Here is a 14,108-nt window from a genome sequence, read left to right as displayed (position 1 = left end):
AAGAGTGATGAAGAGGTCAAAGAAATGCTCAAGCGATCCATATGGAATAAACCTGCAGAGCATCGTATGAATAATGAGGCATGGCATGACCAACGGATAATGTCCCAGATTGGAGGATGATTTATGGAATTGACACACTTTGATGAAGAAGGCCGGGCTCGCATGGTCGATGTTTCAGACAAAGCGGAAACGGTGCGCGTAGCAACTGCCCGAGGTAGGGTAGAAATGCAGCCCGGAACCTTAGATAGGATTCGTTCAGGGCAAATTGCCAAAGGAAATGTTTTGGCGGTCGCCCAGGTTGCAGGAATCATGGCGGCTAAGCAGACTTCAAATGTAATACCTATGTGCCACCCTTTAGGAATTACCGGGGCCAAGCTGAATTTTGAAATTGTCCCGCCCGGTACCATTGAAATCGAAGGAATTGTCAAGGTCACCGGGAAAACCGGGGTTGAAATGGAGGCCCTTACGGCCGTTAGTGTAGCAGCCTTGACAATTTATGATATGTGTAAAGCTATCGATAAAACCATGGTCATTGGTGATATACGCTTAATGGAGAAAACAGGTGGTAAAAGCGGACACTTTGTCCGGGAGGAGCATAAAGGCCAGTAAAATAGAGGGTCAGGATATGACCCTAGTTGCTCAGTATGACAGAGAGCAAAACAATGTAATATTCTTGAGCATATGTGAAGGGTTAAGCCAAGCATTTTAAAAGTTAACATCTAAAATTAGGGAAAACTCCATTATCTATCAAAATTTATAGTCTGGGGGAAAGAAAAATGGCAGAACTTATTGCAGTATGTACCAGTGAAAAGAAAGGTATGCGGAAGAAAAATGTGGGCGAAGGGGTGCTGAAGGTTAACTTTGGGATTGAAGGAGATGCCCATGGGGGAGATTGGCACCGTCAAGTCAGCTTACTAGCTATGGAAAGTATTAAAAAAATGCAAGATATGGGGCTGGATGTTGGACCCGGGGATTTTGCCGAAAATCTGACTACTGAGGGCATCGATCTTGTTAGTTTGCCCCTTGGCACTAAATTAAAAATCGGCGGCACTGGATTAGGAGAAGTAACGCAAATCGGCAAAGAATGTCATACCCGCTGTGCAATCTACTATCAAGCCGGAGATTGTGTTATGCCTAAGGAAGGAATTTTCATCCGTGTCCTAGAAGGCGGACCGATAAAAGTGGGGGACACCATTGAGGTGATTGAGTCATGCTAAGAGTTGGGGTCATAACTGCCAGTGATAAAGGTTCACAGGGACAAAGAGAAGACGCCTCAGGTGCTGTCTTAAAGGAATTGGTAAAAGAGATTGATGGGCAGGTGGTTCTCTATACGATATTGCCCGATGATCAAGTAATTTTAGCTGATACTATGAGAAAATGGGTTGATGAAGAGGCTCTTGATCTTATTCTTACTACCGGGGGTACAGGATTTTCGCTTCGTGATGTGACTCCCGAAGCTACTATTGCTATAGCGGATCGAATGGTTCCGGGAATTGCTGAAGTGATGCGCTATGAGAGTTATAGGATCACTCCGAAGGCCATGCTTAGCCGGGCAGTAGCTGCTTTACGCAAGAAAACCCTCATCATCAATATGCCGGGTTCCCCTAAAGCCTGTAAAGAGTGCTGGGCTGCCCTTGTCCCTGCTTTACCCCACGGAATTCAAATTCTTAAGGGGGAAGCCAGTGAGTGTGCGACTCCTTCTTCTAAATAATCTCATGTCAAATTTGTTTTCTAAAAAATAGCCAAATGCTTGTCACCCCTGTCCAATTCCCGCATATTTTTATAGTAAGGGAAAGTGGAAATGGGGTGATTTTTTTTGAAGACAATCGCTTTTATCGATTATGAGAATATCTGGACTGGACTTTTTGAACAAGGGTATGAATTGACCCCGGAAATTCTCATGAAGTCAATCCAACTTTATGCCAAGCAAAATGACTATGTGTTATCAGCCATTTATCTATATGCCAATTTTGATCGGGAAGAGTTTTGGCGGACTCAGACGTCCTTTGAGAAAACTCATGTATATACACGTCATGTTTACGGGAAGAACAATTTTTCCAGCACGGGATTACGGAAAAATGCAGCGGATGTAGAGCTTATTTTAGAAGCTCAGGAAATCTTGTTAACCCGTACCTCTACCTTTGATGTGATCCTCCTTTTGACAGGGGATGGGGATTTTTTGCCTTTGGTCCGTAAAATTCGGGCTTGGGGCAAAGAAGTTAAGGTCATTGGCGTTAATGGAAGCATGCACCACGATCTACAGTCCTTTAGCGATCAGGGCAATTTTTTTAGTTTTCTAACCGAGGAGAAACCTCTCGAATATAAAGCTGAAAAGGATCTTGAGCAAGGAATACGGGTCCTTGCTCAACTTCAGCTGAGTATGGCTTATATGGCTTCAACCAAGGCAAGGGCAGCTTTATCCGAGCATCTAGGATGCTCAACCGCTCAAGTTAAAGACCTTATTCGCTATGCCTTAAAAGAAGGAGTACTACTTGAACAAGAATATGCAGACTCCAACTTAAAGATCGGTAAAACCAAGATTTATCTCTTAAATCTTAACCATTCCTTTGTTCAGGAAATTTTAGGTTCATCCCTTGAAGAGTTTCATAAGCGGTATGAGAAGTTGGGGGTAATTTAGGAGTGGAAAGTTTTTTCCAGTAAAATGAATAAACCCCCTGGGGACTGGTCATCATAATCTTAAGTGAATGCAAGTCGGAGAAATCGGATTCTGTCAATTTGAGAGTGATGCAACGAGAAGGAGATAATACAAGGAAATATAAGTTTTTCCCGTATAAATCGCTCATCATTGCTTCTGACAGGATTTGATTTCTTCTTCTACCTTGCATATTATTATATTGTAATGTTAGCACTCAATAGGAATGAGTGCTAACAACAATAAAAAGTTTAAGTTTCTAAGGAGGGACTTTCTTCAATGAACATTAAACCTCTAGCTGACCGGGTAGTCATCAAGGCACTCCCCATGGAAGAAAAGACAAAAAGTGGCATCATTATGCCGGATACGGCTAAGGAAAAGCCTCAGGAAGGCGAAATTGTTGCTGTAGGACCTGGCAAAATGGAAAAAGGAGAACGCATCGCCTTGGATGTTAAAGTTGGTGACCGCGTTATTTATTCCAAATATGCCGGCACTGAAGTCAAATACGATGGTCAAGAATATCTTATCCTCAAGGAGAATGATATTTTGGCAGTTATTGGCTAATGGTATAGCTTTTATGCTACTTATGGACTTGGTGTTGAATTATTTGCTTATAGACTTTATTAACCCTGATTTCAGAATTTAAGGAGGAACTTAAAGGTGGCAAAACAAATTGTTTTCAATGAAGAAGCTCGCCGTGCATTGGAACGTGGTGTCAATACATTGGCTGAAGCTGTCCGTATAACTCTTGGACCCAAGGGACGTAATGTTGTTTTAGATAAAAAATTCGGTGCTCCCTTGATTACCAATGATGGTGTGACTATTGCTCGGGAAATCGAATTGGAAGATCCTATTGAAAATATGGGAGCACAGCTTGTCAAAGAAGTTGCAACAAAAACCAATGATGTGGCCGGGGATGGAACCACTACAGCAACTGTGTTGGCTCAAGCTATCATCCGTGAAGGGTTGAAAAACGTAGCAGCCGGCGCTAATCCTATGGGTATTAAACGAGGCATTGAGCAAGCTGTAGAAGCGGTCGTCAACGATATTAAAACCACTGCCAAACCTATCGAAAGCAAAGAGGCCATCGCCCAAGTTGCTTCCATCTCTGCCGGAGATGCTAACATCGGAACCCTTATTTCCGATGCTATGGAAAAGGTCGGCAAAGACGGTGTAATCACTGTTGAAGAAGCCAAGGGAATGACTACTGAGCTGCAAGTTGTGGAAGGAATGCAATTTGACCGTGGTTATATCTCCGCTTACATGATCACCGACACAGATAAGATGGAAGCAGTCTTAAATGATCCTTACATCTTAATTACCGATAAGAAGATTGGTGCTATTGCCGATATTCTCCCCGTTCTTGAGAAAGTGGTTCAAGCCGGTCGTCAATTGTTGATTATCGCTGAGGACATTGAAGGGGAAGCATTGGCAACTCTCGTGTTGAACAAACTTCGCGGAACCTTTACCTGCGTTGCAGTAAAAGCTCCCGGCTTTGGTGATCGTCGTAAAGCCATGTTGGAAGATATCGCCATCCTTACCGGTGGTACCGTTATTACTGAAGATCTTGGTCTGAAGTTAGAAAACACCACCATCGATATGCTGGGCCGTGCTCGTCAAGTTCGGGTAACCAAAGAAGAGACCACTATCGTTGAAGGTTCCGGTTCTGCAGATGACATCAAGGGCCGCGTAGAAGCTATTAAAAAACAAATTGAAGAGACCACTTCCGATTTTGATCGGGAAAAACTTCAAGAGCGTCTGGCTAAGTTAGCCGGTGGGGTAGCTGTTATCCAAGTCGGTGCTGCTACCGAAGTCGAAATGAAAGAGAAGAAACTGCGTATTGAGGACGCTTTAGCCGCTACTCGTGCAGCAGTTGAAGAAGGAATCGTTGCCGGCGGCGGAACCACTTTAGTGGATGCTGCACAAGCTCTTGATAGCCTAGATTTACATGGGGACGAAAAGACCGGCGTTGCTATCGTACGTCGTTCTTTAGAAGAACCTCTCCGTCAAATCGCTAACAACGCCGGATTTGAAGGCTCCGTAGTCGTTGAGAAGGTTCTCAATGCCGGACGTGGTATTGGTTTCAACGCTCTCACTGAAGTCTATGAAGATATGATTGCAGCCGGTATCGTTGATCCGGCAAAAGTTACTCGTTCAGCACTGCAAAACGCTGCTTCCATCGCAGCTATGCTCCTTACTACTGAATGCCTAGTTTCCGATATTCCAAGCAAGGATAACGGTGCTGCTGCTATGGCCGGCATGGGTGGTATGGGCGGAATGGGCGGCATGATGTAAGTCTGGCCCCCAAACCCCTTAATATAGGCGGGAGAGGTTTCTCATCAGTTCAGCGAACTGTTGGGAAGCCTCTTTTTTCATGCTTAACTAAATAAGCAATCAGGCAGGATAATTTAGATAATAATTGAATGTAACAATTATTATGCCGAGCCGGCAAACCGAACAATTCAAATCAGAGGTGGTTATTAATGCATTTACGGGACATCATCACTGAGCGCATTGTTTATTTAAAGCAGGGGGATACTCTGGAAAAGGTTGTCCGCTCTTTCCGGCATGATCAAATCGTCGGTATTCCAGTAGTGGACTCTGAGAAGAAATTACTGGGGATTTTTACACGAAAGGATTTGTTTGATGCCTTGCTTGCGGGGGCTTCCTTACAGGAGCCGATTGACCGATATATGCATAATGACAAGATTGTCAGCCTATCTGCCGAGATGCCCTTTGCCGAGGTTTCGGAGTTTGTTAAGGATACCCATATCGGGTCTTTCCCAGTCACTGAAGAGGATGGCAGGGTGATCGGTGTATTAACCAAATCAAATATGGTTGTCACACTGATTAAACAAGCGGAAATGCTGAATACCCAGCTAGAAGCGATACTTGCTTCTATGCCCAACGGGGTTATCGTGCGGAATAAAATCACATATTATCAGGAAAAGTTGGAAAAGGCCAAGAAACCGCAGGTCATTCTTGATGAAATCATCGGGGAAAGTGCGATTATGAAGAATATCAAGACCGAAATCAGGCAGGTAGCCAAAAGTACCTCGACAGTTTTGATCACCGGGGAAAGCGGAACCGGCAAAGAGTTGGTTGCCCAAGCAATTCATCAGTACAGTGATCGGAGGCAGGGTCCCTTTGTCAAGGTTAATTGCGCGGCCATACCCGAGAATTTGCTGGAAGCCGAGATGTTCGGCTATGCCCCCGGGGCTTTTACCGGGGCCTTGAAAAATGGCAAGCAAGGACGATTTGAAGCTGCGGATAAGGGTACGATTCTGCTTGATGAAGTCGGTGATATGCCGCTTTTCCTGCAGGCCAAAATTTTGCGGGTAATTCAGGAACGGGAATTTGAACGTTTAGGTGATACTAAAACCCGGAAGGTTAATGTCCGTATCCTGGCGGCAACTAATAAAGACCTAGGTAAGGCTATGGAAAAAGGGACATTTAGAGAGGATTTATTTTACCGTCTCAATGTAATTAATTTTCGGCTGCCGCCTTTACGTGAACACAAAGAAGATATTAAGGCTTTGGCAGAGAGCTTTATTAATAAATATAATGATATTCTGAATACGAACATCAGAGAAATTTCAAGGGATGCGCTGGATATTCTGCACGGTCACAGCTGGCCCGGCAATATTCGGGAGTTGGAAAACGTGATTGAGCGGGCGGTCAACTATGCCCGTTCCGATAAAATTGAAGCTGTTCAATTGCCCCAGTATTTGCAGAGCCACTCTAATTCGCCTATCTGCCCGGATGCACCAAAGGTCAATCCGGTTACGGGCAGTTATCACGATAACTTGGCAAAAGTGGAAAAAGAATTGATTTTATCAGCCCTTGAGAAGGCGGGGGGGAACAAGACTAAGGCTGCTGAATCACTTAATCTCAGCCGTTCCTGGTTATATGTCAAAATGAAGAGCTATGGGATAATGGATTAGTGAGTATACTTTAAATTATTATTGATTGTACTGATCTCTGGACAGTTGTCTCTATTTATGAACACTTTAAAGTTTTTCAAGAATGGTTCATAAGGGTGAAAAGGTTAGAGAAAGACGTCTAAGAATAATAGTCCGAATATTCAGAAGGTTGGCATATTTCTTGCAATTGATAGCATAAGCTGACCTAACCTAACCTAACCTAACCAAATCTAAGATCTAAAGTTTCGAGGGTAGTGTCCAGGTAGGGAGCAGAAAATGGTTTACGGAATAAACGGGGAGGGGAGTAAAGACAAGTGAAGATGTACGAATATATGGGCAAGGAACTTTTCAAGGAATTTAATCTTCCGGTGCCCAAAGGAAGAATGGTCATGAACCCAGAAGCTGCGGCTATAGCGGCAACAGAGATTCGCGGGCCGGTTGTTATCAAGTCGCAGGTTTTATCCGGCAAGCGTGGGAAAGCCGGGGGTATCAAGTTTGCTGATGATCCGGAAGGCGCTAAAGCCGCAGCGGCCGAACTGTTGGCCCTGACAATTCAGGGCCTAACCGTGGAGTGCCTGTTAGTTGAACAAAAACTGCGGATTGATAAGGAGCTTTATCTATCGATTACAGTTGATGGTGCGGCCAAAATGCCGGTACTGATCGCTTCAGCCCATGGCGGCATGGATATTGAGGAAGTGGCAGAAGAGTATATTATCAAGGAGCATATTGATGTGGAGCTCGGCATGCAGGATTTTATCGCCAGGGATGTTGTCAGACGGATGGGTATCCCAATGGCAGGCCCCCATGCCGTAGAATTGGTAAAAGTTATTAAGAATCTATATAAAGTATTTACGGAAAAAGATGCTGAACTGGTGGAAATCAATCCCCTCGTGTTCAGCGGTGATCAAGTGATTGCGGCGGATGCTAAAGTAACAATTGATGATGAGGCCTTGTTCCGGCAATTAGACTTGCCCCGGGTTGAAGAACGTACAGCTACGGAAAAAGCCGCCTCTGACCTTAAACTTTCATTTGTTGAATTAGATGGGGATATTGGCATTATGGCTAACGGTGCCGGTATCACGATGGGTACGATTGATACTTTAACTTATTATGGCGGGAGACCTGCCAATTTCCTTGATGCCGGAGGCGGAACCGGAGAAGAGGGAACCGCCAAAGCTTTGGAACTGATTTTAAATAAAAATCCCAAGGCGATTTTTATCAATATTTTTGGAGGAATCACCCGTTGTGATGATGTGGCTAGGGCTTTGGCTTCGGTCAAGAGGAACCGGGGAATTCCGGTACCGGTTGTCATCCGCTTAGTCGGAACCAATCAGGTGGAAGGGCGGCAAATTCTACAGGAAGCCGGGATTGCGGCCTTTGATTATATGCAGGAGGCAGCCCAAAAAGTTGTCGAGTTAGCTTATCAATAGTTCGCAAGAAAGGGGGAGGACTAATTGTCCATTATTATTGACGAAAATACCAATGTCATTGTCCAAGGCATCAGCGGTAAGCAAGGGTTATTCCATACCAAAGAAATGCTGAAATACGGTACTAAGATTGTAGCCGGCACGTCTTCGCGCAAAGGGGGTACCAGTATAGAAGGAATTCCTGTGTACGACAATGTGCGCGGGGCCTGTGCCAAGCATAAAATTGATGCCTCGGTTATCTTTATTCCTGCGGTCGGTGCTAAAGATGCAGCTTTAGAAGCTCTGGAGGCCGGCATAAAAGTGGTGGTTGTGGTTACCGAGCATATCCCGGTCCATGATGAAATGCTTATTGTTGCTTATGCCAAACGGGTGGGGGCAACTGTGGTCGGTCCTAATACCTTTGGACTTGTGTCTTCGGGCAAATGCAAGTTAGGTATTCCCCCCAATCCCTACTTTGTGCCGGGACCGGTAGGGGTCGTAGCCCGCTCCGGGACCTTATCCTATGAGATCGTCGGCAATCTGACCGCCCAGGGAATCGGTCAGACTACTGTCGTTGGCATGGGCGGTGACCGGGTTGTCGGCTTGACCTTTGTCGATGTTCTCAAACAGTTTGAAGCAGATCCACAGACCAAAGCGGTTGTGCTGATCGGGGAAATCGGCGGCGATGCCGAAGAAGAAGCAGCTCTTTACATCAAAACTATGAGCAAACCGGTTGTGGCCTATATCGCCGGTAAGAGTGCACCTCCCGGCAAACGGATGGGCCACGCCGGCGCGATCATCGAACGGGGCAAAGGAACTTATCAGGGGAAAGTCAAAGCCCTGATTGAGTCAGGCGCAAAAGTAGCGGAGCTGCCGTTTGAAGTGCCGGGAATAATTAAAGAGTTGTTGGCCGAGACGAATTAAAGAGGAGAGATTGCGGATATGACTTTGGGGCGTGATTTAGAGTCACTTAATCAGTCTAAAGCACAATGGCTGTCCGTTCAAAAAGACAAAGAAAAATCTCAGGAAGGTGCGGATAAAGAATTCCGAACCGATTCCGATATCGATATTCGGCAAATTTATACCCCGTTGGATACGGAGGGCTTAGATTACCTGGAGGACTTGGGTTTTCCGGGTGCTTATCCGTTTACCAGGGGGATCCGGCCCGATATGTACCGGGGCCGTGTGTGGACCATGCGTCAGTACGCCGGTTTTGGCACCGCCGCAGAAACCAATAAACGGTTTAAATACTTGCTTGAACAGGGTCAAATGGGTTTAAGCGTGGCCTTCGATTTAGTTACCCAAATCGGTTATAACTCCGATCACCCGCTGGCCCAGGGCGAGGTGGGCAGGGTAGGGGTCGCGATTGATTCCTTAGCAGATATGGAGACGCTCTTTGCAGGAATTCCTTTGGATCAGGTCAGTACGTCCATGACGATTAATGCTCCGGCAGCTGTACTTTTGGCTATGTATATAGTCGTAGCGGAAAAGCAGGGGGTCGATTCGTCTAAGTTGGCGGGCACGATTCAAAATGACATTCTCAAAGAATACATGGCGCGGGGAACTTATATTTTCCCCCCGTCACCTTCGATGCGCTTGATTACGGATACCTTCCGTTATTGCACCGATCATTTAAGCAATTGGAACACCATCAGCATCAGCGGTTATCATATTCGGGAGGCGGGTTCCACTGCGGTGCAGGAAGTTGCCTTTACTTTTGCAGACGGCATTGCTTATGTACAGGCGGCTGTCGACGCCGGACTGGCAGTTGACAAGTTTGCCCCTCGTTTGTCATTCTTTTTTAATGCCCATTCTAATTTGTTTGAGGAAATTGCCAAATTCCGGGCAGCCCGCCGCATTTGGGCCCGCATTATGCAGGAACGCTTTAACGCCCAAAATCCGAAATCCCTTATGCTGCGCTTCCATACCCAGACAGCCGGCTGTACTTTGACAGCTCAACAGCCGGAAGTCAATATCATCCGCGTGGCTTTTCAAGCTCTCAGCGCGGTTCTGGGCGGAACCCAGTCCTTGCATACCAACGCCTGGGATGAGGCTCTCGCTTTGCCTACCCAGGAATCTGCCCTGCTGGCCCTGCGGACCCAGCAGGTTATCGGCTATGAGACAGGGGTGACGGACACCGTCGACCCCTTGGGGGGAGCTTATTTCCTGGAGAATATGACCAATCAAATCGAGGCGGGGGTTTGGGAATATCTTAATAAGATTGATGAGCTGGGCGGAGCGGTCCGGGCCATCGAAATGGGATATCAGCAAAAGGAGATTATGGCCAGCTCATATAGCTACCAAATGAACATAGAAAATCAAAAGAAAATTATTGTCGGGGTCAATCAGTTTCAACATGCGGAACAGCCCCCGGAAGGCTTGCTGACGGTCGATCCGATGATTGAGGAAGAACAAAAGCTTAGGCTGACAGAACTTTATCTACGCAGAAATCAGGAGGAAGTGGATGCTTCCCTAGCTGATTTAAAGCTGGCAGCTGCCGGGACCGAAAACTTGATGCCTTATATCTTGGCCGCGGTTCGCGTTTATGCAACCCTAGGTGAAATTTGCGATGTCCTCAGGGATGTTTTCGGCGAATACAAGCAAGAGATCATACTGTAAGAAAACGAATTGAACCCGAACAAAGAATCAAGCGGATGAAGGGGAAGGAGGAAAGCGCATGACAGGGTTACAAACAATTCGTGTCTTGGTCGGAAAGGTCGGCCTGGACGGGCATGACCGAGGTGCAAAAATTATTGCCCAAGCCTTAAGAGATGCCGGCATGGAGGTTGTTTACACCGGCTTAAGGCAGACCCCCGAACAGATTGTCGAGGCTGCCCTGCAAGAGGATGTTCAGGTCATTGGGATCAGTATATTATCGGGCGCCCACGGACATTTACTGCCGAAAATCATGCAGCTGCTTAAAAGAGAAAACGCCGAGGACATTGTGGTGATAGCCGGAGGAGTAATTCCCTTTAAGGACAGGGCAGCTTTGCTGGAAAGCGGCGTGGCGGATGTGTTCAGTCCCGGTACGCCCATCATTGAAGTGGTGAAATATATCCGGGAAGCGGTGGAAAAGATTGAAAAGGGGATGGGAAAATGAGTGAAATCCTGAAAATTGACCATCTCGGGATTGCTGTTAATAATCTGGAAAATGCGATCAAGGTATATGAAAGTTTGGGCTTGAAGGTTACCCATCGGGAAAATGTCGAAACCCAAAAAGTAAATACCGCGATGCTGCCTGTGGGTGATACCCGGCTCGAACTCTTGGAACCCACCACTGAAGCAAGTGCGGTTGGTAAATTCCTGAAAAACCGGGGTGAGGGTATCCACCATTTAGCATTGCAGGTCGATAACATCGAAGAGAAATTGCGGGAATTGAAGGAACTAGGGATGAGCTTGATTGACGAGGTTCCCCGTACCGGTGTCGGTGGAACTAAAGTTGCTTTTATTCATCCCCAAAGCACGATGGGTACAATGATTGAAATGGTTGAACATCGGGTTAAAGGAGATTAAGCTAATGAGCATCGAAGAAAAACTCAGTGATTTGCAGGAAATGAAGGAGATGTCCCAAAGGGGCGGCGGGGAGGAAAGAATTAAGAGGCAGCATGAAAACGGCAAACTCACTGCTCGGGAGAGGATTAATCTCTTAGTTGATGAAGGCAGTTTTATGGAAATGGATATGTTCATGAGAGGGGAACTCACTGATTTTACCAAACCTGATGTGGAAAATTTCGGCGAAGGAGTGGTCACCGGTTACGGGACGGTTAAAGGGCGTTTGGTATACTTGTTTTCCCAGGATTTTACTGTTCTTGGTGGAGCTCTAGGTGAAATGCATTCCGCAAAAATTTGCAAGGTCATGGATTTGGCCATGAAAAATGGGGCGCCGGTCATTGGTATCAATGATTCGGGGGGAGCGCGGATTCAGGAAGGTGTTACTGCTCTTTCAGCTTACGGCCATATCTTCTATCGCAATACACAGGCCTCCGGAGTTATACCGCAAATTTCCGTCATCATGGGGCCTTGCGCCGGCGGTGCGGTATATTCACCGGCCATTACCGATTTTATTTTTATGGTGGACCAAACCAGCCAGATGTTTATAACCGGCCCGCAAGTCATTAGGGCTACTACCGGCGAAGAGGTCAGCACTGAGAATCTCGGCGGGGCAATGACGCATAATCAAACCAGCGGGGTAGCCCAATTCATCGGGGCTACGGAGGCGGGAACTCTGGAGATGGTCAGAGAATTGCTATCCTATATTCCGCAGAATAATTTGGAAGAGCCCCCCTGGGCTGAACCGATTGAAGCGGTGGAGCAGGGTGATGAGCTTTTGCATGTTGTCCCGGTCGAACCGAACAAGCAGTACAATGTAAAAAAGATCATCAGTTTGGTGGTTGACGGTGGGGAGTTTTTTGAAATTCACCAGTATTTCGCAAAAAATGTGGTTACCTGTTTTGCCCGGATCGAGGGGGCTACGGTGGGGATTATAGCTAACCAAGCAAATTACCTGGCGGGTTGTCTCGATATTGACAGCTCGGATAAAATCTCACGTTTTGTACGTTTCTGTGACAGTTTCAATATTCCGCTGCTTACTTTTGTCGATGTTCCGGGCTTTTTGCCCGGTACCGACCAGGAACACAGGGGAATTATCCGGCATGGGGCCAAGATTTTATATGCTTACTCGGAAGCTACTGTTCCGAAGATTACCATAATCCTCCGTAAAGCCTATGGCGGGGCCTATGTGGCAATGTGCAGCCGTTCCCTGGGGGCGGATGTCGCCCTGGCTTGGCCGACGGCGGAAATTGCGGTTATGGGTCCGGACGGAGCGGTTAATATTATTTTTAAGGATGAAATTAAAAATGCCGAAGATCCTGACGCTGTAAAAAAACAACGGACGGAGGAATACAGGGAGAAGTTTGCTAATCCGTATATCGCCAGTGCTAAGGGCCTAATCGATGATGTCATAGATCCTCGGGATACTCGTAAGTACTTGGCCCAAAGCCTCAATATGCTTCGTCAGAAGCGGGAAAACCGTCCGCGTAAAAAACACGGCAATATACCATTTTAGGAGGTAATAAAAGTGAAACGTTTCAATATTTCTGTCCAAGGTATAACTTATGTGGTCGAGGTTGAAGAAGTTCCGGCAGATAAGCCACAGCAAAAGACGGCAGTGGCTACGCCGTTACCAAAGCAAGCCAATGGGGGCGTTACGGCGTTAATGCCGGGTGTGGTCAGGGAAATCCTTGTAAGTGTAGGCGATTCCGTTAATGAAGGCCAATCGCTGCTGGTGCTTGAGGCGATGAAAATGGAAAATGAAATTATGGCCAATCGGGACGGCGTAGTTAAAGAGATCCTAGTTCAAGCCGGTCTGACTGTCGCTGCCGGGGACCTGTTAGTAGTAATTGAATAAAAGAAGTATTCATTAGGAGGTAGGGGCATTAGGAGGTAGGACTATGATTGAAAAAATACTTGTTGCCAACCGGGGAGAAATTGCTGTGCGGATTATCCGGACCTGCCGGGAGATGGGAATCAGTACTGCGGCAATTTATACGGAAGTGGATGCAGACTCTTACCATGTCCAGATGGCTGACGAGGCGGTTTGCTGTCCGGATGTTAAGAGTTATCTGGATATGGAACGGATTATTGAGATTGCCCAAAGTGTCGGGGCTCAAGCGATTCATCCTGGGTATGGTTTTCTGTCCGAAAATCATGTCTTTGCCGCTAAATGCCAGGCGGCAGGACTGATCTTTATCGGACCGGACGCCGATGCCATCGAGTTAATGGGTGATAAGGCCAGAGCTCGTAAAACGATGATCGCTGCCGGTGTTCCTGTTACCCCCGGCAGTGACGGACTTGTAAACAGTGAAGAGGAAGCACTGGAAGTTGCCGCAAGAATGGGTTATCCCGTGCTGATCAAAGCGGTAGCCGGAGGCGGCGGCAGGGGTATGCGCTTGGCCCGGACGCCCCAGGAATTACCCGGTGCAATGGAGGCGGCAAAATCAGAGGCTGAAGCGTTCTTCAAAAACGGCGGGATCTATATTGAAAAGTTTCTGGAAAACTGTCGTCATGTGGAAATCCAGATTCTGGCCGATAATTACGGACAGGTAGTCTATTTAGGAGAGCGAGATT

The 14,108-nt window shown here is 46.7% G+C and carries 15 protein-coding genes; all 15 read left to right on the top strand.

What is annotated here, in order from left to right:
• The first annotated feature begins 123 nt into the window (after positions 1–123).
• Positions 124–609 (top strand): cyclic pyranopterin monophosphate synthase MoaC, encoded by a 486-nt coding sequence (gene moaC / locus AC1U9U_RS11570; protein ID WP_479960718.1) that lies wholly within the window; start codon positions 124–126, stop codon positions 607–609.
• A gap of 167 nt (positions 610–776) precedes the next feature.
• Complete coding sequence (locus AC1U9U_RS11565; RefSeq protein WP_479960717.1) at positions 777–1,217, top strand: MOSC domain-containing protein; 441 nt, start codon at positions 777–779, stop codon at positions 1,215–1,217.
• Complete coding sequence (locus tag AC1U9U_RS11560; protein WP_479960716.1) at positions 1,211–1,711, top strand: MogA/MoaB family molybdenum cofactor biosynthesis protein; 501 nt, start codon at positions 1,211–1,213, stop codon at positions 1,709–1,711. Before AC1U9U_RS11565 ends, AC1U9U_RS11560 begins: the two co-directional genes overlap by 7 nt.
• A gap of 105 nt (positions 1,712–1,816) precedes the next feature.
• Positions 1,817–2,638: an NYN domain-containing protein gene (locus tag AC1U9U_RS11555; RefSeq protein WP_479960715.1), complete on the top strand. Its 822-nt coding sequence runs from the start codon at positions 1,817–1,819 to the stop codon at positions 2,636–2,638.
• A gap of 294 nt (positions 2,639–2,932) precedes the next feature.
• Complete coding sequence (gene groES, locus AC1U9U_RS11550; RefSeq protein ID WP_479960714.1) at positions 2,933–3,217, top strand: co-chaperone GroES; 285 nt, start codon at positions 2,933–2,935, stop codon at positions 3,215–3,217.
• 96 nt (positions 3,218–3,313) lie between these two features.
• Entirely contained in the window at positions 3,314–4,948 is a 1,635-nt protein-coding gene (groL, locus tag AC1U9U_RS11545) for a chaperonin GroEL (protein ID WP_479960713.1), read from the top strand.
• Positions 4,949–5,136: 188 nt separating this feature from the next.
• Complete coding sequence (locus AC1U9U_RS11540) at positions 5,137–6,597, top strand: sigma 54-interacting transcriptional regulator (RefSeq protein WP_479960712.1); 1,461 nt, start codon at positions 5,137–5,139, stop codon at positions 6,595–6,597.
• Positions 6,598–6,890: 293 nt separating this feature from the next.
• The gene (sucC, locus tag AC1U9U_RS11535) at positions 6,891–8,006 is read left to right on the top strand and encodes an ADP-forming succinate--CoA ligase subunit beta (RefSeq protein ID WP_479960711.1); all 1,116 of its coding nucleotides are present in this window, start codon (positions 6,891–6,893) and stop codon (positions 8,004–8,006) included.
• A gap of 24 nt (positions 8,007–8,030) precedes the next feature.
• Entirely contained in the window at positions 8,031–8,906 is an 876-nt protein-coding gene (gene sucD / locus AC1U9U_RS11530) for a succinate--CoA ligase subunit alpha (RefSeq protein ID WP_479960710.1), read from the top strand.
• 18 nt (positions 8,907–8,924) lie between these two features.
• Positions 8,925–10,601, top strand: a complete 1,677-nt coding sequence (locus AC1U9U_RS11525) for an acyl-CoA mutase large subunit family protein (protein WP_479960709.1) — start codon at positions 8,925–8,927, stop codon at positions 10,599–10,601.
• Between the two features lie 58 nt (positions 10,602–10,659).
• Entirely contained in the window at positions 10,660–11,082 is a 423-nt protein-coding gene (locus tag AC1U9U_RS11520; RefSeq protein ID WP_479960708.1) for a cobalamin B12-binding domain-containing protein, read from the top strand.
• Positions 11,079–11,495, top strand: coding sequence for a methylmalonyl-CoA epimerase (gene mce / locus AC1U9U_RS11515; RefSeq protein ID WP_479960707.1), 417 nt, complete (start codon positions 11,079–11,081; stop codon positions 11,493–11,495). Before AC1U9U_RS11520 ends, mce begins: the two co-directional genes overlap by 4 nt.
• Positions 11,496–11,499: 4 nt before the next feature.
• A complete protein-coding gene (locus tag AC1U9U_RS11510) occupies positions 11,500–13,047 on the top strand; it encodes an acyl-CoA carboxylase subunit beta (RefSeq protein WP_479960706.1) in 1,548 nt (515 codons plus the stop codon).
• A gap of 12 nt (positions 13,048–13,059) precedes the next feature.
• Positions 13,060–13,389, top strand: a complete 330-nt coding sequence (locus AC1U9U_RS11505; RefSeq protein WP_479960705.1) for a biotin/lipoyl-containing protein — start codon at positions 13,060–13,062, stop codon at positions 13,387–13,389.
• 43 nt (positions 13,390–13,432) lie between these two features.
• The coding region (locus AC1U9U_RS11500) for a biotin carboxylase N-terminal domain-containing protein (protein WP_479960704.1) at positions 13,433–14,108 on the top strand (676 nt) is incomplete at its 3' end.

The sequence above is a fragment of the Desulfitobacterium sp. genome (genome assembly GCF_982384815.1).
Note: the sequence above shows the minus strand (reverse complement) of the source record. Positions and strands in the feature narration are given on the sequence as shown.

What these genes read in the sequence shown, in the direction of transcription:
- AC1U9U_RS11540 (WP_479960712.1), top strand. Translation starts at nt 5,137, where the DNA reads ATGCATTTACGGGACATCATCACTGAGCGCATTGTTTATTTAAAGCAG.
- AC1U9U_RS11520 (WP_479960708.1), top strand. Translation starts at nt 10,660, where the DNA reads ATGACAGGGTTACAAACAATTCGTGTCTTGGTCGGAAAGGTCGGCCTG.
- groES (WP_479960714.1), top strand. Translation starts at nt 2,933, where the DNA reads ATGAACATTAAACCTCTAGCTGACCGGGTAGTCATCAAGGCACTCCCC.
- mce (WP_479960707.1), top strand. Translation starts at nt 11,079, where the DNA reads ATGAGTGAAATCCTGAAAATTGACCATCTCGGGATTGCTGTTAATAAT.
- moaC (WP_479960718.1), top strand. Translation starts at nt 124, where the DNA reads ATGGAATTGACACACTTTGATGAAGAAGGCCGGGCTCGCATGGTCGAT.
- AC1U9U_RS11565 (WP_479960717.1), top strand. Translation starts at nt 777, where the DNA reads ATGGCAGAACTTATTGCAGTATGTACCAGTGAAAAGAAAGGTATGCGG.
- AC1U9U_RS11510 (WP_479960706.1), top strand. Translation starts at nt 11,500, where the DNA reads ATGAGCATCGAAGAAAAACTCAGTGATTTGCAGGAAATGAAGGAGATG.
- AC1U9U_RS11560 (WP_479960716.1), top strand. Translation starts at nt 1,211, where the DNA reads ATGCTAAGAGTTGGGGTCATAACTGCCAGTGATAAAGGTTCACAGGGA.
- AC1U9U_RS11525 (WP_479960709.1), top strand. Translation starts at nt 8,925, where the DNA reads ATGACTTTGGGGCGTGATTTAGAGTCACTTAATCAGTCTAAAGCACAA.